Genomic DNA, 23834 nt, shown 5'->3' on the forward strand with positions numbered 1-23834 from the left:
GCTAGGGTCCGTACGACGCCTCGATGAGGCCGAGCGCCTCGCGGTAGCCGCTGCAGCGTGCGCACGTGGCGACGCTCGCGGGATCGTCGCCGCAGGCATCGAGCGGCGCCGCCTGCCCCGCGCACGGCTGCGCGAGCGCGCTCCGAAGCCTCTGCTCCGCGGTCGCGAGCTTGCGCGCGGTGCGCGTATCCGTCGGGGAGATCACGCCGAGCGGCCCGTCCGCGCCGAGACAGAGCTGCGCCGCGTCGCCCGCGAGCTTGCCGTCGTTGACGCGGTCGAGACACGCGCGCAGCGCGTCGCCGGCGACCGACGTATAGTTGACGGCTTGCCGGCCGATCACCTTCTGGCAGCGCAGCCGCTTCGCGTCGGTGATGCGCACGAGGTTGCCGTAGGCGACCTCCGACACCTCGATCGCGGCAAGCGCGGCCTGCCGGCGCAGGCAGGTGACGAGGGCGGGCACCGTCGTCGCGCAGGCGTCGAGCTGCGCGAGCACGGCCGGCGTGCACTGCCGCGCGAGCGTGGTCTCGAGCGCCGAGAGCGCGCGCGTGATCCGGCTCGCGGTCGCCGGATCGGTCGGCAGCCCCGGCGTCGAGCCGCCGAAGCCGCTCTGCGCCCGACACGCGACGTCGGGATCGCCGGTCACGCGGCCCGACGCGAAGCGGTCGAGGCACGACGAGAGCGCCTTCGCGTAGGTCTTGAAGAGCTTCTGCGTGCCGCGGCCGATCGCGTCCTGGCAGGCGTTGGCGGCGGCCGGCGGCTTGGGCGGCGCGGGCGGCGCGACCGGCGGGCAGCGCGGCGTCGGATCGCACGCGTCGCCGAGCCCGTCGCCGTCGCTGTCGCGCTGATCGGGGTCCGGCTGCTCGACGCACAGGTCCTTCGCGTCGAAGACGCCGTCGCCGTCCGTGTCGCCGTCGACCAGCACGACGACGTCGTTCTGATCGCCGTCCTCGTTGACGTCGCGGCCGAGGTCGGCCTCGTGCGCCTCCTGGTAGAGGATCGGCTCGCCGAGGAAGGTGGTCGGCAGCGGCGGCATGCGGAATTGCCCGCGCGTGCTCACGACCTGCCGACGCGCGGTGCGCACGTTGAAGATCTGCACGACGGTGTCGTTCGCGTCGCCGTCGCCGTCGAGGTCCTGCCCGCCCTGATCCTGCTCGCGCGTGAGGAACGCGACCGCGTCGCACGAGCGACGTCCGTCGCTCGACGTCGAGCACAAGATCTTGTACGGGAGCCCCGGCTCGCAGCCCGGCTGCTCGCAGCGCACCGTCGCCTGGTTGGTGTCGAGCACCTGGTTGGTCACCAGGTCGTAGACGCGCATCACGATGTCCGTGCAGTCGCCGTCGGGATTGTCGTACGCGAGCTCGTTCGGATCCGAGCAGTTCACGCGAAAGACGCCGGTCTCGCGGTCGCGGAACGCGATCAGGTTGCCGCTCGCCTCGAAGTCGACGACGTTGCGCCCGACGCCGACGAAGCCCGGCACGCCGCTGCGCTGGATCGCGAGCGACACGTCCTCCGCGCCGCTCTCGAAGTCGATCACCTTGTTGCCGTAGGTCGCGACCGCGACGCCGCGGCAGGCGCCGCCGGGGCAATCCCCGTCGCCGTCGCACGCGTCGCCGGCGAACGCGCCCCCGACGCAGACGTCGGTCGCGCCGACCTCGATCGCATCGACGCCCACGACCGCGGGCGGGGCAGCCGGCGTCGCGAGCGACGCGACGACGAGCGTGTCCTCGTCGATCGTGCCGTCGCTGTCGGCATTGCCGACGAAGACCTTCTCCGGCGCGGCGACGGCGAGGATCTGCGCCGACAGCGCGACCTTGTTGCCGAAGGCGGACGCGGGGTGGAGCTCGAGGAGCGCGTCGGACGCCGCATCGTAGAGCGACACGCTCGGCAGCAGCATGCCGAGCGCTTCCGACGGACGGATGAACGCCGCGTGGCCGGCGGCGACCGAGGCGAGCTTCGCGCTCGAGGTCTGCGCGTCGAGGCCGGGGCGGGTCGCGCCGGTCGCCACGTCGAAGGCGCGCAGCCGACTCTCGCGCGAGAACAGATCGCCCGCGTCCTGGTTGCCGTTCTGCACGTAGACGTGCTCGCTGTCCGGGCTGATCGCGAGCCCGACCGAGGTGAGCCCGGAGAAGCCGCCGCCGACCCGGCGATCGAAGGTGAGAAGGCCGGTCGCGGTGTTGCGCGCGAAGACCACGACCTGCGCCGCCGAGTTGACGTAGTAGAGGCCGATCCCGTCCGGGCTGACCTCGACGCTGCGCCCGCCGCCGATGCCGTCGGCGTCGATCCCCTGCGGCACGGTGCCGACGAAGGTGAGGAGCCCGGTGCCGGCGTCGCGCGAAAAAATCGTGATCCCGTCCTCGGTGCCGGACAGCGCGTAGACGAAGCGGCCGTCGGGGCTCACCGCGACGTCGAAGGGATTCGCGAGCAGCGGACCGCCGTTGCCGTCGTCGACGAGCTCCTGCACGCGATTGATCACGGCCGAGCCGATCAGCCGCGTGAACACCGCGATGCGGCTGCTGCCCTCGACCGCGACGTAGACGTGGCGTCCGTCCGGGCTGGTCGCGACGCCGCGCGGGTTCACCAGGTTCGCGAGACACTCGCGCGTCGCCGTCGGGATGCAGCTCGCCGCGTTCTGCACGATGCGCGCGAGCCCGAGCGTCGGCTGCACCTCGATGTCGCTCTCGGAGACGTCGAACGCCGTGATGCTGTCCTCGACGATCGAGGTCGCGTACAGCGACGCGCGGCGCGCGAGCACGGTGCCGTCGGGCGTGAACGGCGTCACCGCGAGCCGGCTCGCGCCGGGCACGGCGACGCTGGTCTCGGCGATGCCGCCGCCGACCGAGATCGTCTCGGGCGACGCGTCGACGCGGAACGCGGCGACGCGTCCCGCCGTCGGCGCTGCGGTGTAGAGCAGGCGCCCGGACGGGCTGAACACGACGTCGTCGACCCCGTTGGTCACGCCGCACGTCGTGCGCGTCCCCGGCAGCGCGAGCGGCACGAACCTTCCGGTTGCGCCGTCGCGACGGCGCACGCGCACCTCGCCGCAGCCGACCGCGGTCGTCGGGTTGGTCGTCGCGATGAGACGGCCGTCCGGGCTCACGGCGACGCCGAGCGCCTGATCGAGGAGCCCGCTCGGCGCCTGGAAGCCGACCGCGGGCTCGCGGAAGTAGACGAGCGTGCCGTCGATCGCGATCGGCTTGCGGTCGACGCCCGGGAACGGGCTGCCGACGAGCGCCGCGGCGGGCGACGTCGGCGTGAGCTCCTCGCCGCTCGCGGTGAGGACGCGCAGCACGTCGTCGGTCGCGGGCTCGCCGTCGCCGTCGAGATCGAGCCCACCCTGCTGCGCCTCGGACTCGAGGAAGGCGACCAGACCGTCCGCCGTCTCGACGACGCCGCCGGTGATGGGATTGACGATCGGCGAGGCGGCGCGTCCGGTGAGGGTGCTGGTGAACGTCGGCACGTCGACGATCTGCACGACGTCGTCGTCGGTGTCGGCGTCGGGGCTGAACGGCGGCCCGTTCAGGTTGCCCTCGATCGATTCGTCGCGCGCGAACGCGGCGGTGGTCGAGGACGCGCGCAGATTCGCGAGCGGAACCGCGACGCCGGGCTCGACGGTGTAGCGACCTGCGTCAATCACAACAGGGCCGCGTCCGTTGCTCGTGCGCAGGTACGTGAGGTCGAAGATCGGCGGCGCGCCGTCGAGCGAGCGCGCGACGCGCACGATGCCCTCGGCGCCGTCGCTCGCGCCGAACACCTCGTTGCCGGCGTCGGTCGCGCGGAGAAGCGGCGGCACCGGGCGGCCGTCGATGGTGAACGAGCGCACCCACTTCGAGTCGGGGATCGCGATCGGCTGTCCGGAGCCCTGGAAGGCGTCGATCGTCGTCGAGCCGGAGAGCAGCGCGGCGACCGGCGCGGCGGGTCCGAGCGGCAGCACGTCGCGGTAGTCGAACGGGATCAGCAGCGAGCCGCTGCCGTCGAGCGCCGCGAGCACGCGGGTCGAGGGATCGTCGATCAGCTCCTGGAAGACGTTCGGCGGCGGCAGCACCGTGAAGTTCCGGAAGATGGTTTCGGGCGCCTTGTCGCAGGTCGTGTCGGGACGCGGCTGGAAGAGCGGGCCGATCAGCGCGACGGTCTCGCCGCCGTTCGTGACGCGGATCTCGGCCGGGCCCGCGAGGCCGTCGGGATGGAGGGCGCTCGTCGTCGACGGCATCGGAAAGCGCAGCGTCAAGCATGGACCCGGCGGCGCGGCGCACTCCTCGACGGCGATGCCGGAGGTCACGGCGACGACCGCCTGCGGATCGCCCGCCGGCAGGAAGGTGATCGTCACGACGTTGCTGGTCGGCGTGGTGTGGAAGCCCTGGCCAGGATCGCAGGCGTCGAGCGAGATCGTCACCTCGTCGCCCGGTGCGGCGATCGGGCTGCGGACGCTGCCCTGCGTCGAGGGGAACGCGCTCTGCGCGGGCGGGATGATGTTGCACAGCGCGTGCGCGCTCCGCGCGCCCGCGAGCACGGCGAGCAGCGCCGCCGCCGTCGTCAAGAATACCAGCGGACGCGGGCGCAGGCTGCGCCGCGCGCTCGGGCGTCGCCGCTCCTCGGCGGCGACGGCCGGCTCGTCCGCTGCGCCCTCGATCGGACTCGGCTGCTTCCGGTCCATCGTCGCCTCCTCGCGGTGGGGCCTACCGACCTGCGTACTCCTGTACGGCGGTGCTTGTCGACGATGTTCGCGGGACGCCATCGGCGCGCGGGGGAGCAGCCTGCGTGCCGGACGTTGCGGCGCGCTGCGTGTCCGTGCGGCGTGCGCTGGGCGCGGGGCGGGCGTCGGGGTGGGGTCCGCTCGATATATCGCGTCGACATTGCGCCGTGCTTGAAGACGCGACGGAGGGCGCTCGCGATTGCGTCGCGCCGTTGCCGCATGTCGAAGCCGGCACGCGAGACCTTCGTGCTGACGCGACGCGCGAGCGTCGCTGCCGGTGGGCGCCTTGCGCGGCGTCAGGGCACGAAGGTGACGTCCGTCAAGAGACTCACGTCCTGCGGCACGGATGCTTTCTGCCAGCCTTGGGGGCCAGGTACGAGGACGAGGTGGGTTTGCCGGTCGTTGTCGTCGCGCTCCTCGCCCACGGCCAGTGCACCGCTCGGGCCGTACTTGACGCCCCAGATCTTGCCCGAGTTGGTCGGCGGCAGCTCGACTTGCGTCCAGGTCTGGCCGCCGTCGCTCGTCTCGAGCAGGACAGGGCCATCTCCGCCTGCGATGCCTTCGTTCGCATTGCGGAACGAGACGGAGCGCAACGCTCCCGACAAGGGTGGAAGGTTGGCGGAGAGATCGATCCAGGTGCCGCCGGCGTCCTTCGAGTGGAACAGCTCGCCCTCCTCACCGACGATCCAGATCAGCGAGTCGCCGACGCAGGCGACCCCATTCCCCTTGGGCGCTCGTTCGAACCTGTCCGTGATGTCGTGCCAGGTTTCGCCACCGTCGACGCTCAGGAGGACGATCGCGCCTCTCGTCCCGTTGCCCACGGCAATCGCGGTCCCGTCTTCCAGGAAGCAAGCATCCCACAAGGTGCCGTTCGCGAGCGCCGGATTGTCCGAGGGAAGGATCAGCCCCACGTTCCAGAACTGTCCGGCGTCCGCCGTGACCAAGATGATGGGCCCGTGATTGAGCGAGTTGTCCCCCCACGCGCCGACGGCGATTCCTTCCGTCGAGCTACGGAACCGAACGGCGTACAGATCCGACAGGTAGCCGTCGTTCGCGATGTTGTCGTTCTGCGAGTTCCAGCTCCCGCCGCCGTCGGTCGTGATCCTGAGCGACGACCACCCGACCGCCCATCCAGTCTGCGGCGACACGAAGTCGACGCTCCACAGCTGAAGGTCGTTGTCCAAGAGCAGGTTCCACGTGAGGCCGCCATCGCTCGACTCCACGATGGCTCCGCTCTGCCCGTCTCTTCCGTGGTAGCCGCCCACGGCGACCGCACGGACGTTCGTCGGTGTCGGCGTGACCGTCGGGACCGGGGAGCTCGGCGGATCGCCAGGAAGCGTCGGAGCGCCGTTGCGATCGCCACAAGCGAAAACTCCGACGACGAGCACGATGAGACCGTAACGGATGAGCGCTGCATGCATGGCGGTGCACTTCGGAGCCCGGTCGCTGAGCGCACGCGACAATCGCAACGCGAGAGGCGGTTCGAGCGAGTTCCGAGCTGACCGTGCTGAGATACGTCCCGCCAGCTCGACGTGTCAACGCGGAAAATTACGCAGCGACCGCCTCCATCAGCGCAGCGATGCGACCGCTCACATCCCATGCGACAGCGGCCGCTCTAGCGCGCTCACCAGCACGCACGACTCATTTCCCATCTCCATCGCCTGCGCGTCGCGCCGACGTCAGCGCGCAGCGGCCACCTCCAAAGCGGCACGCGCGCGTAACCGTGCGGTCACCACGAACGCCGCGCCACCGCAGCAAGCGGAGCGCCCACCGGCACCAACGTTGCGGCGTCGGTCCGATCCGGCGCGCCGCGCACACCGTCACACGAGCCGCAGCGACGGTCCTAAACGGCGGCACACGAGCCCGGGCCGCTGCGCACACGCAGCCCGCACCGCCGCCGCGCGCTCACCACGGCAGCATCACCGGCTCGAGCGCGCAGACCTCCGCCCGCAACCGATCGCGCGACCCCAGCGGCGGACGCAGCACCGCGAGCGTGCGGTTGCGCATCTCGATCGACGAGCCCGTCGCGCGCGCGAGCTCGTCCGCCGACTGCGCGAGCGTGATCACCCGCAAGCCGACGCGCGCGTCCCCACGCACCGGACAACGCCCGCCGCAGGCGCAGAGCAGCGGCTTCGCGTAGAAGCCGAGCACCTTGGTGATGCCCGGCATGCCCTCCTGCGGCACGTCGGACGCGATCCACACCTCGGCGTTCTCGGGCAGCGCGCTCGCCACCTCGACCGCCTCGGCGCGCATCCGGTTCGACTCCTCGGTGGACTTCTCGCGCGCGACCATTGCCACCACGATCGCCGCGACGGCGGCGACCGCCGAGAGCTGCGCGAGCAGCCGCGGGCGGCTGCGCGCGATCCGACCGAGCGTCACGCCGGCCGCCACCGCGAGCATCGGGTAGAGCGGCGCCAGGTAGCGCGGACGCCGCACCGACGCGGCCGTGGTGACGGCCATCACCAGCGCGCCGTACGAGAGCCAGGCGCGCGCCGCCGGATCCTCCGCCCAGCGCCGCACGAGCGTCACGATGCCAGCGAGCGCGAACGGCAGCCACGGCCAGTACGACTCGAGCAGCTTGACGAAGTACCAGAGCGGCCGGCGACGGACGTCGGGCGAGTCGACCAGCACGCCGCCGATCTGGCCGCGGAAGTAGACCTCGGCGTAGCCCGTTCCCTCGGTGATGCGCGCCCAGGTCCACGGGCCGACCGTCACGACGAACACGAGCGCCGCGACCGGGATCCAGCGCGAGCGAAGTCGCGCCAGGAGCAGACCGTCGCGCCACCACAGAATCGGCGCGATCGCGACCGCGAACAGCCCCTGCGGTCCCTTCGACATCCAGCCGCCCGCGGCCGCGATGCCGAGCAGCAAGATCGCGTCGGGGCGCGACAGCGAGAGGTACGCCGCGTACACGCCGAGCAGCAGCCAGAACGTCAGCAAGCTCTCGAGGTGCACGCCGCGCGTCCAGTGCACGACCTCGGGCGTAGTCACGTACGCGAGCCCGGCGGCGAAGGCCGCCGCGGGGTCGAAGCCCATGCGTCGGCAGATCGCGAGCAGCAGCAGCGCGTTCAGCACGCCGAGCAGACCCGAGGCGAGCTGCGCCGACACGGTGCTGAAGCCGACCAGCTCGAACACGCCGGCCGTGAGCCAGAAGAAGAGCGGCGGCTTGTTCAGGTAGGGCAGCCCGTTGAAGCTCAGGTGCGTGAGCTCACCGGTCTGCGCGACGGTCTTCGCGATCGCGGCGTACATCGCGGCGTCGCCGTGCAGCGGACGGTCGCCGGACCACGGCGTGAACAGCAGCAGCGCGATCCCCGCCAGCGCCGGCACGTGCCACCACGCGCGGGCCGGCGCGCGCGTACTCGCGAGCGCCGTCGCGTCCGACGCGGGACGCGCCTGCACCTGGTCCAACGTCATCGCTTCCTCCCGTCGCGTCGGAGTCGGCGAACGTAGCGAAGGCCGTGTTTACGTTCCACGCCGGGGCCTCTAAGATCCTTCGCAGCGTGGCAACGCAAGCAGACGCAGACGATCGCGGCAGCAGCAGACGCCGCACCGACTGGCCGACGGCCGAGGAGCTCACGGTCGCGACCGTCGGGCCCTGCGAATACCCCTCGCCGATCCCGCCGCGCGGCGAGCCCTTCGTCGACGACGCAGACCGCGTGCTGCTCTGCCAGACGCGCCTCGAGCTCGAGCCGTTCCTCCGGTCCGGCGCGGAGCCGCCGAGCTTCGAGCCCGCCGGCCCGCGCGAGCGCATCGCGTTCGATCCCAAGGAGCTCGTCTGCGGGGTCGTGACGTGCGGCGGCCTCTGCCCGGGGCTCAACAACGTCGTGCGCGCGATCGTGCTGAGCGCGACCTACGCGTACGGCGTCAAGCAAATTCTCGGCTTCCGCTACGGCTTCGCCGGACTCGCGGCGAACAGCCCGTACGAGCCGATCGAGCTCACGCCGCGCGTCGTCGACACGCTGCACGAGCAGGGCGGCACGCTGCTCGGCTCCTCACGCGGTCCGCAGGACGTCGGCGGCATGGTCGACACCCTCGAGCGGCTCGGCGTCGGCGCGCTGTTCGTGCTCGGCGGCGACGGCGGTCTGCGCGGCGCGCAGGCGATCCATCAGGAGATCGCGCGCCGCGGACGCAAGATCGCGGTGGTCGGCGTGCCGAAGACGATCGACAACGATCTCCAGTGGACGTGGCGCACGTTCGGCTTCTCGACCGCGGTCGAGGCCGCGCGCTCGATCATCCAGGCGGCGCACGTCGAGGCGCGCGCGGCGTGGAACGGTGTGGGGCTCGTCAAGCTGATGGGTCGGCACTCGGGCTTCATCGCCGCGCACGCGACGCTCGCGAACAGCGACGTCAACTTCTGCCTCGTGCCCGAGGTGCCGCTCGTGCTCGAGGGCGAGGGCGGCTTCCTGCCCGCGCTCGAGCGGCGGCTCGACGAGCGTCACCACGCGGTGGTGGTGGTGGCGGAGGGCACCGGTCAGGACCTCGCGTCCGCCGGCAAGCCCGTGCAGTACGACGCGTCGGGCAACGTCAAGCTCGCCGACATCGGCGTCTTCCTGCGCGACGCGATCACCCGCTGGTTCGCTGCGCGCAGCAAGCCGGTGACGATCCGCTACTTCGACCCGACCTATTACATCCGCAGCCTGCCGGCGAACCCGATGGACGCGCAGTTCTGCTTGACGCTCGGACAGCACGCGGTGCACGCGGCGCTCGCCGGGCGGACCAACATGGTGGTCTGCGCCTGGAGCAACCGCTTCGCGAACGTGCCGATCCCGCTCGTGGTCGCCGAGCGCCGCTACCTCGACCCCGCGGGCGAGGAGTGGCAGCGCGTGCTCGAGGCGACGGGGCAGCGGGCGTACCTGCACGCGGTCTGAGCGGGGATCGCCCGCTCGCCGCGTGCAGCTCACGCCCCGACGTCGCTCACGCCGTGACGCTGCTCACGGCGTGATGCGGCTCACGCCGCGATCCGCTTCGCGAGCTCGCGGTGCTCCTGCCAGATCCCCTCGGGGGTGTGCGAGCCGAACTTCTCGAAGTAGTCGCGCTGCAGCTCGACCGCCTCGTGCCACTCGCGCGGATCGACGTCGAGCAGCTCGTTGAGGTCCTTCTCGTCGAGGTCGAGACCGTGCAGGTCGAGCGCGTCGGGCGTCGGCACCCAGCCGATCGCCGTCTTGCGCGCCTTGCCGCGGCCCTCGCAGCGCTCGAGCACCCACTTCACGACGCGCAGGTTGTCGCCGAAGCCCGGCCACAGGAACTTGCCGTTGGCGTCGGTGCGGAACCAGTTGACGCGGAAGATGCGCGGCGGGTTGGTGAGCTTCTTTCCGACCTCGAGCCAGTGCCGGAAGTAGTCGCCCATGTTGTAGCCGCAGAACGGCTGCATGGCCATCGAGTCGCGGCGCAGGACGCCGACCTTGCCGGTCGCGGCGGCCGTCGTCTCCGACGACAGCGTCGCGCCGAGGAACGTGCCGTGCTGCCAGTTCTCGGCCTCGAAGACGAGCGGCACGCGACGCTGACGACGCGCGCCGAACAGGATCGCGCTCACCGGCACGCCGTTCGGGTTCTCCCACTCGGGCGAGATCGACGGACACTGCGCCGCGGGCGCGGTGAAGCGGCTGTTCGGGTGCGCAGCCTTCTCGCCGCTCTTCGGATCCCACGGACGTCCCTGCCAGTCGAGCATGCCCTCGACGGGCGGATCGTCGTGGCCCTCCCACCACACGGTGCCGTCCGGCTTCAGCGCAACGTTGGTGAAGATCGTGTTGCGCTGGATGGTCGCCATCGCGTTCGGGTTGGTCTTGCTGCTGGTGCCCGGGGCGACGCCGAAGAAACCCGCCTCCGGATTGATCGCGTACAGACGACCGTCGGCGCCGGGACGCAGCCAGGCGATGTCGTCACCGACCGTGCGCACCTCCCAGCCCTTCATCGACGCCGGCGGCACGAGCATCGCGAGGTTGGTCTTGCCGCAGGCGCTCGGGAAGGCGCCGGTCACGTAGTGCGTCTTTCCTTCCGGCGTGGTGATGCCGACGATCAGCATGTGCTCGGCGAGCCAGCCCTCCTTGCGGCCGAGCGTGCTCGCGATGCGTAGCGCGAGGCACTTCTTGCCGAGCAGCGCGTTGCCGCCGTAGCCCGAACCCACGCTCCAGATCTCGTTGCGCTCGGGGAAGTGGCAGATGTAGCGGCGGTCCGGCGACAGGTCGCCGAGCGAGTGCAGGCAGCGCGTGAAGTCGTCGGAGTCGCCGAGGTGCTCGAGCGCGACGTTCCCCATGCGGGTCATGATCCGCATGTTGAGGACGACGTAGATGCTGTCGGTGATCTCGACGCCGACCTTCGAGAACTTCGAGCCGACCGGGCCCATCAGGAAGGGCACGACGTACATCGTGCGGCCCTTCATCGCGCCCTTGAACAGCGGCAGCACGCGCTGATCGGCGTCGGCGGGCGACATCCAGTTGTTGGTCGGGCCCGCGTCCTCCTCGTTGGGCGTGCAGATGAAGGTGAGGTGCTCGGTGCGCGCGACGTCGTTGGGGTCGCTGCGGTGCAAGTAGCAGCCGGGCAGCTTCTCCTGGTTGAGCGGGATCAGCACGCCGGTCTTGACCGCCTCGGCGGTGAGCCGCTCGCGCTCTTCCTCGGAGCCGTCGCACCAGACGATCCGATCCGGCCGGCACAGCTCGGCCATCTCGTCGACCCACTTCTTCACGTGCGCATTAGGCTGCATGATATCTCCATCGCGGAAAAGAAAGCCGATCTTTCACTACTAGCAGCCGGGGACGGGTTTGCGAAAGAGGCTTTCGTGAACTGCATAGACGCGTCGTCCCGGAGCGACAACCCCGGACGAGGAAACGCGCATCGGACCGCACGCCGCGCACCGCCCGCCATGGCAAACCGCAGCACGTACGAAGAAAGCCCGCGCGGCGTTCGTCCTTGAGTCCCCCGAACGATGGGCGTAACTCTCCAAAGCTCGGACACGGAGGACGACGATGCCCTTCCATCACGTGGCGCTCGGCACCAGGGACCTCGCGGCGACGCACGACTTCTACACGCGCGTCATGGGCTTCGAGCTGAAGAAGGTGGTCGTCGGCCCGACCCCCGGCGGCGGCTGGGCGAAGCACGTCTTCTACGACACCGGCCGCGGCGAGATGATCGCCTTCTGGGACCTGCACGACCCGAAGATCGGGCGCAGCTTCAAGACCGACCACGCGCAGAGCCTCGGTCTGCCGGTGTGGGTCAACCACCTGGCCTGGGAGGCGAAGTCGCTCGACGAGCTCGCCGCGATCCGCCGTCGCTGGCAGGAGAACGGCATCGGCGTCCTCGAGGTCGACCACGAGTGGTGCACGTCGATCTACGCGACCGACCCGAACGGCATCATGGTCGAGTTCTGCTGCACGACGCGCGCCTTCACCGAGGACGAGATCCGCGAAGCGCATCGTCTGTTGACCGACCCGGCGCCGCCGCTCGAGCAGCCGAAGTCGCAGAAGTTCCACCCGCCGCTGCGCAAGACCAGCGTCGCCGCGTAGGCCCGGCCGAGATGAGCTGGCCCGGGCGCCCGACGTCCGGCGCGCGTGCGCCGCGTCCGCCGACGACGACGCTCGCGACGACCGCGCTCGCCCTGCTCGCGCTGCTGACGGTCGCCGCGTGCGCGCGGAAGTCGCAGCCCTTTGCGATCGAGAAGGCCGACCCCGCGACCAAGCGCACGACCACGAGCGGCGACGTCGTCGGCGGCGAGGGCCGCTACGGCTCGTACGCGTGGCTCGGCATCCCGTTCGCGGAAGCGCCGATCGGCCACCTGCGCTGGCGCGCGCCCGAGCCGCCCGAGCCGTGGAACGGCACGCGCGAGACGCTGGTCTCGGGTCCGCCCTGCGTTCAGTACGCGAGCGTCTTCGGCGGCGTCACCGACGCTAAGCCGAACACGCCCGCCGGCCAGGAAGATTGCTTGACGCTCAACGTGTGGACGCCGCGCTTCCCCGCAGGCCAGGTGCCGACCGGCGCCGACCGGCTTCCCGTGATGGTGTGGATCCACGGCGGCGGCAACACGATCGGCACTGCATCGTTTTACGAGGGCGGCCGGCTCGCGGCCGAGGAGAACGTCGTCGTGGTCGCGATCCAGTACCGGCTCGGGCCGTTCGGCTGGATGCGCCACCCCGCGCTGCGCGCCGACGCCTCCGACGACGCCGAGCGCTCGGGCAACTTCGCCACGCTCGACCAGATTCGCGCCCTCGAGTGGGTGCGCGACAACATCTCGGCGTTCGGCGGCGACCCGAACAACGTGACGATCTTCGGCGAGTCCGCGGGCGCCAGGAACGTCTACGCGCTGGTCCTCGCGCCGCAGGCGCGCGGGCTCTTCCACCGCGCGATCGCGCAGAGCGGCGGCACCGCCACGACGTCGGCCGACGTCGCCGAGCGCTTCGCCGACGATCCGGCCGGCGAGGGTCACCCGCAGAGCTCGAACGAGATCCTGCTGCGCCTGCTGCAGCGCGACGGCACGGCCGCCGACCGCGCCGCCGCGAAGGCGCGGCTCGCCGCGATGAGCGAGCAGGACGTCGCGAGCTACCTGCGCGGCAAGAGCGCGTACGACATCCTGACGGCGTACGAGCCGCAGGGCGACTCGGGGATGATCAACCTGCCGCGCCTGTTCGCCGACGGCGCAGTGCTGCCCACAGAGCCGCTCGCGAGCCTCGCGCGTCCCGGCGCGCACGCGGACGTCCCGCTGATGGCCGGCACGAACCGCGACGAGAACAAGCTGTTCATGTTCGCGAGCCCGGAGTGGATCACCTACCGGCTGTGGATCCTGCCGCGCTTCGTCGACGAGAAGATGTACTTGACGCACGCCGAGTACCTCGCTCGCATGTGGAAGGCGGCCGGCGCCGACGAGCCGGCGAGCGCGCTACGCCGCGCCGGCGGTGCGGAAGCCTACGTCTACCGCTTCGACTGGGACGAGGAGCCGACCGTGCTCGGCGCCGATCTCTCGAAGATGCTCGGCGCGGCGCACGCGTTCGAGATCCCCTTCGTGTTCGGCCACTTCGATCTCGGCCGCGCCGGCAACATGATCTTCACCGACGACAACCTCGCCGGCCGCGAGCAGCTCGCCGACGCGATGATGGCGTACTGGGCAGAGTTCGCGCGCACCGGCAACCCGGGCACCGGCGGCGGCCAGCACCCGCAGTGGCTGCCGTGGCGCGGCAAGCAGACGATGGTCTTCGACACGCCTGCGGACGGCGGCGTCCGCATGGAGGAGATCGTCGAGACACGCGAGAAGATCCTCGCCGACGTCGAGCAGGACCCGCGGCTTCCGAGCCGCAAGGAGCGCTGCGCGCTCTACCGCACCCTGGTCCAGTCGTGGCACTTCACGGCCGAGGACTACTGGAAGGTCGCGGGCGGCTCCTGCGCTTCCTTCCCGCTCGACGCATACCCCTGGGACGACGCCTGAGCGCGTCGCACGTGCGCCGACGCGTGTCCCCGCTGCGCGCTTGTGGTACTCGGGGCAGCGCGATGCGACGCCAGACGACGGGACATCGTTCGGACCGGACGTTGCGCAGCGTGCGCGCCGCAGCCCTGCTCGTGCTCGTCGCGACGCTCCCGCTGCTCACCGCCGGGCGGATCATCCGCGAGCCCGTGCAGGTCAAGATCGAGGGCTACATCGACGCGTCCGAGGAGCAGGTGAAGCCGTGGGCGATGCTCGACGTCTGGATCGAGCGCCCTCCCAATCGTAAGTTTGCATTGACGAACCTGATCGTCCTCTCGGCGGGCGAGGTCTCGGGTCCCGACGTTCTCGCCGCGGTGCAGCCGATCCACCCGAACTTCATCTTCAACGGCGACCAGGACGTGCTCGAGAAGATCTCGACCGCGCAGCCGAACCAGCTCCTCAAGATCATCGGCTACACCGCGTTCGGGCCGCAGCGGATCCTGGTCACGAACGTCGAGCGCAGCGAGCCGATCACCGGCCCGACGCCGACGCCGTCGCTCGGCCAGCGTCTGTTCGGTACCGACTAGGCTTCGCGCAGCGCGCTGATGACGCCAGCCCGCGGTCGCTTCGTGCGACGCATCTTCCGCGCGCTCCTCGCCTTGACGACGCTGGTCGTGTTGCTCGCGCTGGCGCTGCTCTGGCGCCTCGCGCGCGGGCCGATCTCGCTCGACTTCGCGACCCCGTGGGTGATCGAGGCGCTCGAGCCCGCGGACGGCTCCTTCCGCGTCACGATCGGCGCGACCGAGCTCGTGTGGACCGAGCGCTGGCACGACGTCGACCTCACCGTGCGCGACGTCGTGTTCCGCGGCCGCGATGGCGCGCCGGTCGCGAGCTTCCCCGAGCTCGCCATCGAGCTCAGCGTCCCGGCGCTGCTGCACGGCGAGCTCGCGCCGAGCGAGCTCGAGATCGTCGGACCGCAGCTGCGGCTGCTGCGCGAGCCCGACGGCAGCATCGGGCTCGGCCTCGGGCGCGACGCGGACGCGAGCCGCGACGACGGCACGTCCGTCGTGCAGCGGCTGCTCGCCGGCGACGACGACGACGCGGGCGACGCGCCCGCCGCGACCTGGCTGCGCACGATCGTCGTGCGCGACGGACGCCTCGACTTCACCGATCTCGCGAGCGGCTTCGCGAGCAGCGCCGAGGTCCTGACGATCGACGTGCAGCGCAAGCACGAGCGGCTCGAGGTCGCGCTCGCCGCCGAGCTCGCGGTCGGCGACCAACGCATTCCCGTGCGGATGCAGCTCGCGCGCGCGACCGGCGAGGAGCCGGGGCACGTCGTGCTGTCGTTTCGCGACGTCCAGCCGGCTGCGCTCGTGCAGGCGACGAGCGCGCTCGTGCCCGAGACGGACTCGCTCGCCGCGGCGCTGATCGACGCCGCCTCGGCGGTGCACGTCCCGCTCGAAGGGTCCTTGACGCTGGTGCTCGCCGGCACCGACGTGCACCACGCCGACGTCGACGTCACCGGCGCTGCGGGCGAGCTCGAGCTGCCCGCGCCGCTCTCGCGCGTCGTCCCGATCGAGCGTCTGGCGGTCGGCGGCTCGTTCGACGTCGCGACCTCGACGGCGACGCTGCGCCAGCTCGAGGTCGACCTCGGCGTGCCCGTCGTGCGCGCCTCCGGCGATTGGACGGCCGCCGCGTCGGGCGGCGCGCTCACGCTGCAGGCGACCGTGATGCAGTTTCCGGTCGACGAGCTCGCGTCGTGGTGGCCGGCCGACGCCGCGACCGACGCGCGCGAGTGGATCACGAGCAACATCACGTCCGGCAAGGTCAGCGACGCGCGCGTCGCGCTGCAGGCGGAGGTCGCGCTCGGCGACGCGCCGAGCTTCACGCTGCGCGGTCTCGAGGGTCGCCTGACGTACGACGGCCTCGCGGTGCGCTACGTCGACACCATGCCGGTCGCGACCGACGTCTCCGGCACGGCGCTGTTCTCCGCCAACGGTTGGAGCTTCCGCGTCGGGCGCGCGCGCGTCGCGGGCCTCGTGGTGCCGGATGCGAAGGTCGAGATCACCGGCATCGGCTCGAGCGTGCCGCGGATCGCGATCGACGCGAGCGCGCGCGGCACGCTGCGCGACGCGCTGGCGCTCGTCGACCACGAGCCGCTCGGCTACGCGCGCGAGATCGGCATCGCGCCGCGCGACGCAGGCGGCACGGTCAGCGGACGAGTGCGCCTCGCCTTCCCGCTCGACGGCGCGCCCGTACCGCGCGACCTCGGCGCGATCGTCGACGCGCAGCTCCGCGACGTCGCGCTGCCGCACGTGGTCGGAGAATGGTCGCTGAGCGACGGCGTCCTGCAGCTCGCGGTCGCGAACGAGCGGCTCACCGTGTCGGGGACGGCCGCGCTCGCGGGCGTGTCGTGCCGGGTCGAGTGGAAGGAGCTCCTCGGCTCGGAGCTCGGCGGCGTGACGCGCACGGTCGACGTGACGAGCGACGTCGGCACCGAAGGCCGCGCGGCGCTCGGCTTCGACCTGCGCCCCTGGGTGAGCGGGCCGATGGCGGTCACCGTGCACGTCGAGCAGCAGCACGACGGCAAGGGCACCGCGCGGCTCGTCGCGGACCTGCGTGACACGACGCTCGCGGCGCCGGCGCTGCGCCTCGACAAGCCGCCCGGGGCGCCCGGCACGGCGCAGGCGACGCTGATCGTCGCGAACGGATCGATCGTCTCGGTGCGCTCGTTCCAGCTCGAGGCCGGCGGCGCCAGCGCGGCGGGCTCGGCGACGCTCAACGGCGGACACCTCGCGCGCCTCGAGATGAGCGGCGAGCTGCCCGCCGCGACGCAGGGCGCGGAGCGTCCCGACTTCAGCCTGTCGCTCGAGCCCGCGCACGTCGGCAATCATTTTCGCTTGACGTCGGAGGACGCGAGCACGCTGCTGCAGGTGCTGCTGCCGGAGACGCGCACGTCGGGCGGCAAGCTGCTGTTCACCGGCAACCTCGAGAAGCTCGCGCACGGCTGGAAGATCGACGCGGACCTCGCCGTGCGCTCGTTCACGCTCACCGAGTCGCCGACGCTCGCGCGGCTCCTGACCCTCGCCTCGCTCCCGGGCATCGTCGACGCGCTCGAGGACCGCGGCATCCCGTTCGATAGCTTGACGTCGGGGATCGCGTACGACTCGGGCGCGGTGACGTTCAAGGACGGCGTGGCGACCGGTCCGTCGCTGCGCCTCTTGCTGGACGGCACGATCGACGGACCGCGCAACCGCGTCGCGATGAACGGCACGCTGGTGCCGCCGCTCTACGGGCTCAACGCGCTGCCCGGCAAGATCCCGATCATCGGCGGTCTGTTCCGCGGTCAGGAGGGTGAAGGGCTGATCGCGATCGACTTCACGGTGAACGGCACGCTCCAGGATCCGAAGGTCTCGGTGCAGCCGCTCAACTCGCTCGCGCCGGGCGTGCTGCGGAAGTTCATGCGCAAGATGCCGAGCGGCTGGTAGCGCCGCGCCGCCGCGAGCCGGCGACGGCCGCACCGACGACGGATGCGCCGCCCGGACTCAGCGCCGAACGCGCGCGGTGTGACGCGCGCGCGAGTACATCGTCACGACGCGCTCTTCACGCAGCGGAAGCCGACGTGCGACGTGCCGGTGTCGATCGCGCCCTTGCCGCGCCCGCCGGGCACGTAGCGCGTGCAGTACTGGTCGCTGCACAGGAACGACCCGCCGCGCTGCACCCGCTTCGGGACGCCCGGCTCCTGCGGGTCGAAGCTGTCCGGCGGCCCCTGCGGGTTGCGCACGACGCCGTCGGGACCGCTGCCGGCGCGCTTCGCGTAGGTGTCCGGCCGGTACCAGTCCGAGCACCACTCCCAGACGTTGCCCGCGAGGTCGTACACGCCGAAGCCGTTCGGCGGGTACGACGCGACCGGCGCGGTGCCGCGGTAGCCGTCCTCGCCGCTGTCCGAGGTCGGGAACTTGCCCTGGAAGGTGTTCGCCTGCGCCTTGCCGCCGGGCTTCATCTCGTCGCCCCAGGCGTAGCGCTTGCCCTCGAGGCCGCCGCGCGCGGCGCGCTCGAACTCGGCCTCGGTCGGCAGACGCTTGCCGGCCCAGGTGCAGTACGCCACGGCGTCCTCGTAGGCGACGTGCACGACCGGATGCTGCTCGCGCCCGGCGATGCTGCTCGACGGACCCTCCGGATGCTTCCAGCTCGCGCCGGGGACGTAGCGCCACCAGCGCAGATGGTCGCGCAGCGACACCTCGCCCTCCGGCGGCGTGAACACGATCGACCCGGGCACGAGCACCTCCGCCGGCACGCCGGGGAAGTCCTCGGGGCGCGGCGGGCGCTCGGCGACGGTCACGTAGCCGGTCGCGTCGACGAAGGCGCGGAACTGCTCGTTCGTCACCTCCGTGCGGTCCATCCAGAAGCCGTCGACGTAGACGCGGTGGAGCGGGCGCGCGTCGGCCATCATCGGCTCCTCGCTGCCCATGGTGAAGGTCCCGGGCGGGATCCAGACCATCCCCGGCGGCGCGTCGCCCGGCGGAGCCGCGCTCGCCGGCGTTGGCGTCGGCGGCGTGGCGGTCGGCTCGGCCGCGGATGCCGCGCAGGCGACGACGGCGAGCGAGCCCGCGACGAGCAGCGACGCGACCATGCGGGCGAGCATGGGGCGCGCTTAGCCAGCGCTTCGCCGCCGCACAACCCGCCCCGCAGCGGACGCGCCGCTTGTAGCGCCGCACGATCGCGTCCATACAAAGACGGGACCGGCGGGGGCGATGCGAGGGACGGTGACGAGCAGCAGCAAGGTGCAAGCGCACGAGCCCGCCACGGCGGACGTCGTTCGGCAGGCGGACGGCGCGCTGGAGATCCGCTTCGCGGGCGCCTGGCGGCTCGCGCCGGATCTGCCGTCGCCGGACGCGGTGACGAGCGCGCTGCGCGGCACGGCGGCGCCCAAAGCCGTGCGCTTCGACACCGAGGGCCTCACCGCCTGGGACTCGGGCCTCCTCACCTTCCTCGACCGTGTGCTCGACGTCTGCGCCGAGCGCGACGTGACGGTCGACACCTCGGGCTTGCCCAAGGGCGTCGTGCGCCTGGTCGAGCTCGCGCGCGCGGTGCCGTCGCGCACCACCGACGACAAGGACAAGGCCAAGGAGCCGACGCTCGCGCGTCTCGGCGAGGGCACGCTCGACCACCTCGGGCGCGCCGGCGAGATCGTGCGCTTCGTCGGCGAGCTCACGGTCGCGCTCGGACGGCTCTTCACCGGACGCGCGAGCTTCCGCCCGCGCGACCTCGGCGAGTTCCTGACCGACTGCGGACCGCGCGCGCTGCCGATCGTGACCCTGATCAGCTTCCTCGTCGGCGTGATCCTCGCCTTCGTCGGCGCGGTGCAGCTCGAGCAGTTCGGCGCGCAGATCTACGTCGCCGACCTGGTCGGGCTCGGCATGGTGCGCCAGATGGGCGCGCTGATGGCAGCGATCATCATGGCGGGACGCACCGGCGCCGCGTTCGCGGCGCAGCTCGGCAGCATGAAGGTCAACGAGGAGATCGACGCGCTCCGCACGATGGGCATCCCGCCGCTCGAGTTCCTGGTGCTGCCGCGCTTTCTCGCGCTCGTCATCATGATGCCGCTGCTCTGCGTCTATGCCGACGTGTTCGGCATCATCGGCGGCCTCACCATCGGCGTCACCATGCTCGGCATGTCGTTCACGCAGTACTGGAACGAGACGGTCGCGGCGATCGATCTGCTCGACTGCGTCCCGGGCGTGGTGATGAGCGTCTTCTTCGGCGCGCTGGTCGCGCTCTTCGGCTGCTTGCGCGGCATGCAGTCGGCGGGCAGCTCGTCGGCGGTCGGCGACGCCGCGACGTCCGCGGTGGTCTCCGGCATCGTCTCGATCATCGTCGCGGACGCGGTGTTCACCGTGATCTTCGACGTCCTGGGCATTTGAGCACCGTGGCGGGCGCGAACGGCGACGCACGGCACCCGCAGCGCGACGACGACGTCGCGATCGAGGTGCGCGACCTGACGATGGCCTACGGCGACTACGTCGTCATGCGCGACATCAATTTCAAAGTCCGCCGCGGCGACGTCTTCGTCATCATGGGCGACTCGGGCTCGGGCAAGAGCAGCTTGATGCGGCACATGATCGGGCTGCACGAGCCCGCCAAGGGCGAGGTGCTCTACGGCGGCAAGAGCTTCACCCGCGCCGACCCCGAAGAGCGCGAGCGCATGCTGCGGCGCATGGGCGTCCTGTACCAGCAGGGCGCGCTGTGGAGCTCGATGACGCTCGCCGAGAACGTCGCGCTGCCGCTCGGCGAGTACACCGACCTCTCGCCGCGCGAGATCCGCGAGGTCGCGCACCTGAAGCTCGCGCTCGTCGGCCTGCGCGGCTTCGAGGACTTCTACCCGTCGCAGATCAGCGGCGGCATGCGCAAGCGCGCCGGGCTCGCCCGCGCGATCGCGCTCGATCCGGAGATTTTGTTCTTTGACGAGCCGTCGGCGGGCCTCGACCCGATCAGCTCGAAGCTGCTCGACGATCTCATCCTGGCGCTGCGCGACAGCCTCGGCGCCACGGTGGTCGTGGTGACGCACGAGCTCGCGAGCATCTTCGCGATCGGCGACGACGCGATCTTCCTCGACGCCGATCGCAAGACGATGACCGCGCGCGGCAACCCGCGCGAGCTCGCGGAGAGCACGACCGACGACAAGGTCAAACGCTTCTTGACGCGTGGCGGTGATCTGCCACCGCATTTCGCGAACGAGGTGTCGCGGTGAAGAAACGAGTGAGTCCGACGCTGATCGGAGCGTTCGTCGTCGGCGCGCTGGCGCTCGTGGTGGCCGCCATCGTGATCGTCGGCTCGGCGACGTGGTTCAGCACCATCTACCGCTTCGTGCTCTACTTCAACGACTCGGTCGACGGCCTGACGGTGGGCGCGCCCGTCAAGTTCAAGGGCGTGCAGGTCGGCCAGGTGGAGCAGATCAAGCTCGCGGTGAGCGCCGATCAGGAGCCGCAGATCGCGGTGGTGATCGGCCTCGACGAGTCGCGCATCGAGAGCCTCGGCGGCACCGACGCCGGCTTCACGCCGCCGGAGATCCAGGAAGCGGTCAAGCACGGGCTGCGCGCGAAGCTCGCGTCGCAGAGCCTGCTCACGGGCCTGCTCTACGTCTCGCTCGACTACGAGCCCAACGCGCCGCCCGCGCACCTCGACGAGACCAAGAGCGAGTACCCGCAGATCCCGACCGTGCCGTCGCGCGTCGAGCAGGTCGCGCAGACCGCGCAGGACATCTTCAAGAAGCTCGAGGCGCTCGACTGGCAGGGGCTGTTCGACTCGATCAGCCAGACGATGGCGGGGCTGCGCGATCTGGTCGCCGACCGCGCCACGCAGGACGTCACGCGCCAGCTCAACGAGACGCTCAAGAGCGTGCAGCAGCTCACCGATCGTCTCGACGGTCAGATCGATCCGCTCGCGAACGACCTGCAGGACCTCGCGAAGAGCGCGCGCCTCGCGCTGCAGAACATCGACGCGGCGGTCGCCCAGATCCGCACGACGATCGAGCCGGAGTCGCCGCTCGCCTACGAGCTGTCGCGCACGCTGCACGAGCTGTCGCTCGCCGCGCGCTCGGTGCGCGCGCTCAGCGACTCGCTCGACCGCGACCCGACGCAGCTGATCTTCGGCCGCGAGTGAACGAGGAGGCCCGCATGCCACCGAACGCCCTCTTCTCCTCCCGTGCTCGTCTCCGCGTCGCGTTGTGCTGCGTGGCGCTGAGCGCGCTGCCCGCCTGCTCGCTGTTCACGCCGCGCAACGTGCCGGTCCAGTACTTCGTGCTGACGGCGTCACCGAGTGGCGCCGGTGGCGCGAGCAGCTCCCTGCGAAGCGGCCTCGCGGTCGGCCTCGGTCCGGTGACGCTGCCGGGCTACCTCGACCGGCGCGAGATCGTCACCCGCGTCGCGCCGAACGAGCTGCGCCTCGCGCAGAACGAGCAGTGGGGCGAGCCGCTCGCGGAGAACGTGCGCGCCGTGCTCGCGCAGGACCTCTCCGCGCGGCTCGGCGGCGCCGCGGTGGCGACCTTTCCCTGGCTCGGCTCGTTCCGCCCGGACTACCGCGTGCGCGTCGACCTGACGCGCTTCGAGCCGACCGACGCCGGCACCGTGGAGCTCGTGGCGCGCTGGCAGGTGCTCGCGGGGGACGACGTGGTCGCGGCGCGCGACGCGTGGATCACGCGGCCGATCAGCGGCGGCGGCACGGCGGCCGCGGTCACGGCGCTCGGCGAGGCGCTCGGCGATCTCGCGACGGAGATCGCGTCGGCGATTCCGACGACGCCGCGACGCGGGGGACGCGGACGATGAGCGTGGCGACGCGGCGTCTCCTCGCGCTCGTCGGGACCGCGCTGGCGCTCGCCGTCGCCTCGCCGAGCGCCGCCGTCGACCTGCTCGCGACGTCCTGCCCGTGCTCCGGTCCCGCGGTCGGCGGACGCTGGCGCGACAACGACCACTACCTCGCCTGCGTCGCCCACGCGGCGCGCGCGGGCAAGCGGCGCACGGACGTCCGCGTGACGTCGACGGCGCGCGAGCCGAGCGACGCGCAGAGCTCGAGCTGCGGCCGCACGCGGCCGATCGAGGGCAACGTCCGGGTGTGCGGACCGAACCCGGTGCTGCCCTGCCCGACCGTGCGCACCGCGCGCGTCGACTCCTGCGAGGAGTGCGACGTGGCGCTCGCCGGCCGCCTCGTGCGCTGCGCGCGGGTCGCGCGCATGAACGGCGGCACGGCCGACGTCTGCGGCACCACCGCGACCGGGCGCATCATCGCGGGACGCGCGATCGACGTGCGCACCGGCGTCGACTGCGCGAGCTGCAAGGCGAAGCTCGGCACGCCGCGTCCCGCGGGGCTCGACTGCGTCGTCGCCGCCTGCCAGGTCGCGTTTTGAGCTTTCCCGCCGGCGGGCTCTGATGTCAGAAGGGAAGCGATGACCACCGCCTCCGCGACCTCCTCCCTGAGCTCACCGATCCCTCCGCCGCCGCTCGCGCTCCTGCCCTTCGAGGTCCGCGCCTGGCTCGAGCTCGTCGGGCTCGTGCCCGCGCTGCCGGCGCTGCGCAGCGCGCCCACCGGCGACGGCCACCCGGTGCTGGTGCTGCCCGGCTACCTGTCGGACGACGTCTCGACGCGCGTGCTGCGCTGGTTCCTCCGCGACCGCGGCTACCACGTGCACGGCTGGCGCTGCGGGCGGAACCTGGGTCCGTCGCCGGAGATCCTCCAGGCCCTCGGGCGCCGCTTCCTCGAGATCCGCGAGCGCCACGGCGAGCGCATCTCGCTCGTCGGCTGGAGCCTCGGCGGGATCTTCGCGCGCGAGCTCGCGCGCACCTTCCCCGACGCCGTCCGTCAGGTGGTCACGCTCGCGAGCCCGTTCCGCGACGTGTCGGCGACCACGGTCGGACGCCTCGCGGCGTTCGGGCTCGGACCGCTGCCGACGCCGCACATCGCCGCGATCGCCGAGCGGCTGCGCGAGCCGCTGCCCGTGCCGACGACGTCGATCTTCAGCCGCACGGACGGCATCGTCGCGTGGCGGAGCTGCCTCGAGCAGCCGGGCGAGCAGCGCGAGAACGTCGAGGTGATGGCCAGCCACTGCGGCATGGGCCATCACCCCGCGGCGCTGCTGGTGGTCGCCGACCGGCTCGCGCAGCCGAAGGGAACGTGGCGTCCCTTCGAGCCGCGCGGCTGGTCGGTCGTACCGGGATTGCGCGCGGTGGTGCGCTGAGCACCGTCGCGCGCCGAGCGTTCACCGCT

At 71.7% G+C, this 23834-nt stretch carries 16 protein-coding genes; 11 read left to right on the forward strand and 5 right to left on the reverse strand.

From position 1 onward, the window contains the following. Window position 1: 1 nt before the first annotated feature. From VIS07_10045 to VIS07_10055, 3 genes are all read right to left on the reverse strand, one after another. Entirely contained in the window at window positions 2–4651 is a 4650-nt protein-coding gene (locus VIS07_10045; protein HEY8515840.1) for a beta-propeller fold lactonase family protein, read from the reverse strand. 335 nt (window positions 4652–4986) lie between these two features. Continuing rightward, a complete protein-coding gene (locus VIS07_10050) occupies window positions 4987–6111 on the reverse strand; it encodes a YCF48-related protein (protein HEY8515841.1) in 1125 nt (374 codons plus the stop codon). Between the two features lie 484 nt (window positions 6112–6595). Continuing rightward, window positions 6596–8104, reverse strand: coding sequence for a glycosyltransferase family 39 protein (locus VIS07_10055; GenBank protein ID HEY8515842.1), 1509 nt, complete (start codon window positions 8102–8104; stop codon window positions 6596–6598). Between the two features lie 86 nt (window positions 8105–8190). Between VIS07_10055 and VIS07_10060 the strand changes: the two genes are divergently transcribed. Then, on the forward strand, window positions 8191–9558 hold the full coding sequence (locus VIS07_10060; protein HEY8515843.1) for an ATP-dependent 6-phosphofructokinase: 1368 nt from the start codon (window positions 8191–8193) through the stop codon (window positions 9556–9558). A gap of 80 nt (window positions 9559–9638) precedes the next feature. On the opposite strand, the gene VIS07_10065 is transcribed toward VIS07_10060, so the two are convergent. Continuing rightward, a complete protein-coding gene (locus VIS07_10065) occupies window positions 9639–11393 on the reverse strand; it encodes a phosphoenolpyruvate carboxykinase (GTP) (protein ID HEY8515844.1) in 1755 nt (584 codons plus the stop codon). Window positions 11394–11652: 259 nt separating this feature from the next. Here VIS07_10065 and VIS07_10070 point away from each other — a divergent pair, with 259 nt between their 5' ends. The 4 genes from VIS07_10070 to VIS07_10085 all read left to right on the forward strand — a co-directional run bounded on the left by VIS07_10070 (window position 11653) and on the right by VIS07_10085 (window position 17563). Next, window positions 11653–12189 carry a VOC family protein gene (locus tag VIS07_10070; protein HEY8515845.1) on the forward strand — a complete coding sequence of 179 codons (537 nt, stop codon included), beginning with the start codon at window positions 11653–11655 and terminating at the stop codon, window positions 12187–12189. An 11-nt stretch (window positions 12190–12200) separates the two neighbouring features. Further along, on the forward strand, window positions 12201–14099 hold the full coding sequence (locus tag VIS07_10075) for a carboxylesterase family protein (protein HEY8515846.1): 1899 nt from the start codon (window positions 12201–12203) through the stop codon (window positions 14097–14099). A gap of 110 nt (window positions 14100–14209) precedes the next feature. Further along, a complete protein-coding gene (locus VIS07_10080; protein HEY8515847.1) occupies window positions 14210–14662 on the forward strand; it encodes a hypothetical protein in 453 nt (150 codons plus the stop codon). 18 nt (window positions 14663–14680) lie between these two features. Beyond that, window positions 14681–17563, forward strand: a complete 2883-nt coding sequence (locus VIS07_10085; protein ID HEY8515848.1) for an AsmA-like C-terminal region-containing protein — start codon at window positions 14681–14683, stop codon at window positions 17561–17563. Window positions 17564–17664: 101 nt separating this feature from the next. Here VIS07_10085 and VIS07_10090 read toward each other — a convergent pair whose 3' ends face one another. After that, a complete protein-coding gene (locus VIS07_10090; protein HEY8515849.1) occupies window positions 17665–18720 on the reverse strand; it encodes a formylglycine-generating enzyme family protein in 1056 nt (351 codons plus the stop codon). A 121-nt stretch (window positions 18721–18841) separates the two neighbouring features. Here VIS07_10090 and VIS07_10095 point away from each other — a divergent pair, with 121 nt between their 5' ends. The 6 genes from VIS07_10095 to VIS07_10120 all read left to right on the forward strand — a co-directional run bounded on the left by VIS07_10095 (window position 18842) and on the right by VIS07_10120 (window position 23805). Then, window positions 18842–19999 carry an ABC transporter permease gene (locus VIS07_10095; GenBank protein ID HEY8515850.1) on the forward strand — a complete coding sequence of 386 codons (1158 nt, stop codon included), beginning with the start codon at window positions 18842–18844 and terminating at the stop codon, window positions 19997–19999. 80 nt (window positions 20000–20079) lie between these two features. Continuing rightward, window positions 20080–20826, forward strand: coding sequence for an ATP-binding cassette domain-containing protein (locus VIS07_10100; protein ID HEY8515851.1), 747 nt, complete (start codon window positions 20080–20082; stop codon window positions 20824–20826). Further along, window positions 20823–21737, forward strand: a complete 915-nt coding sequence (locus tag VIS07_10105; protein HEY8515852.1) for an MlaD family protein — start codon at window positions 20823–20825, stop codon at window positions 21735–21737. The genes VIS07_10100 and VIS07_10105 overlap by 4 nt, the downstream gene beginning before the upstream one ends. 14 nt (window positions 21738–21751) lie before the next feature. Next, on the forward strand, window positions 21752–22399 hold the full coding sequence (locus tag VIS07_10110; GenBank protein HEY8515853.1) for a PqiC family protein: 648 nt from the start codon (window positions 21752–21754) through the stop codon (window positions 22397–22399). Beyond that, entirely contained in the window at window positions 22396–22977 is a 582-nt protein-coding gene (locus VIS07_10115) for a hypothetical protein (protein HEY8515854.1), read from the forward strand. The genes VIS07_10110 and VIS07_10115 overlap by 4 nt, the downstream gene beginning before the upstream one ends. Before the next feature lie 39 nt (window positions 22978–23016). After that, window positions 23017–23805, forward strand: coding sequence for an alpha/beta hydrolase (locus VIS07_10120; protein ID HEY8515855.1), 789 nt, complete (start codon window positions 23017–23019; stop codon window positions 23803–23805). Window positions 23806–23834: the final 29 nt, after the last annotated feature.

It is taken from the genome of Candidatus Binatia bacterium (assembly GCA_036563615.1).
In the GTDB taxonomy this organism is placed as follows: domain Bacteria; phylum Desulfobacterota; class Binatia; order UBA12015; family UBA12015; genus DATCMB01.

Coding starts and splice junctions, on each gene's coding strand:
- VIS07_10110 (HEY8515853.1), top strand. CDS start 21,752: ATGCCACCGAACGCCCTCTTCTCCTCCCGTGCTCGTCTCCGCGTCGCG.
- VIS07_10115 (HEY8515854.1), top strand. CDS start 22,396: ATGAGCGTGGCGACGCGGCGTCTCCTCGCGCTCGTCGGGACCGCGCTG.
- VIS07_10085 (HEY8515848.1), top strand. CDS start 14,681: ATGACGCCAGCCCGCGGTCGCTTCGTGCGACGCATCTTCCGCGCGCTC.
- VIS07_10055 (HEY8515842.1), bottom strand. CDS start 8,104: ATGACGTTGGACCAGGTGCAGGCGCGTCCCGCGTCGGACGCGACGGCG.
- VIS07_10045 (HEY8515840.1), bottom strand. CDS start 4,651: ATGGACCGGAAGCAGCCGAGTCCGATCGAGGGCGCAGCGGACGAGCCG.
- VIS07_10050 (HEY8515841.1), bottom strand. CDS start 6,111: ATGCATGCAGCGCTCATCCGTTACGGTCTCATCGTGCTCGTCGTCGGA.
- VIS07_10120 (HEY8515855.1), top strand. CDS start 23,017: ATGACCACCGCCTCCGCGACCTCCTCCCTGAGCTCACCGATCCCTCCG.
- VIS07_10090 (HEY8515849.1), bottom strand. CDS start 18,720: ATGCTCGCCCGCATGGTCGCGTCGCTGCTCGTCGCGGGCTCGCTCGCC.
- VIS07_10070 (HEY8515845.1), top strand. CDS start 11,653: ATGCCCTTCCATCACGTGGCGCTCGGCACCAGGGACCTCGCGGCGACG.
- VIS07_10075 (HEY8515846.1), top strand. CDS start 12,201: ATGAGCTGGCCCGGGCGCCCGACGTCCGGCGCGCGTGCGCCGCGTCCG.
- VIS07_10100 (HEY8515851.1), top strand. CDS start 20,080: ATGGCCTACGGCGACTACGTCGTCATGCGCGACATCAATTTCAAAGTC.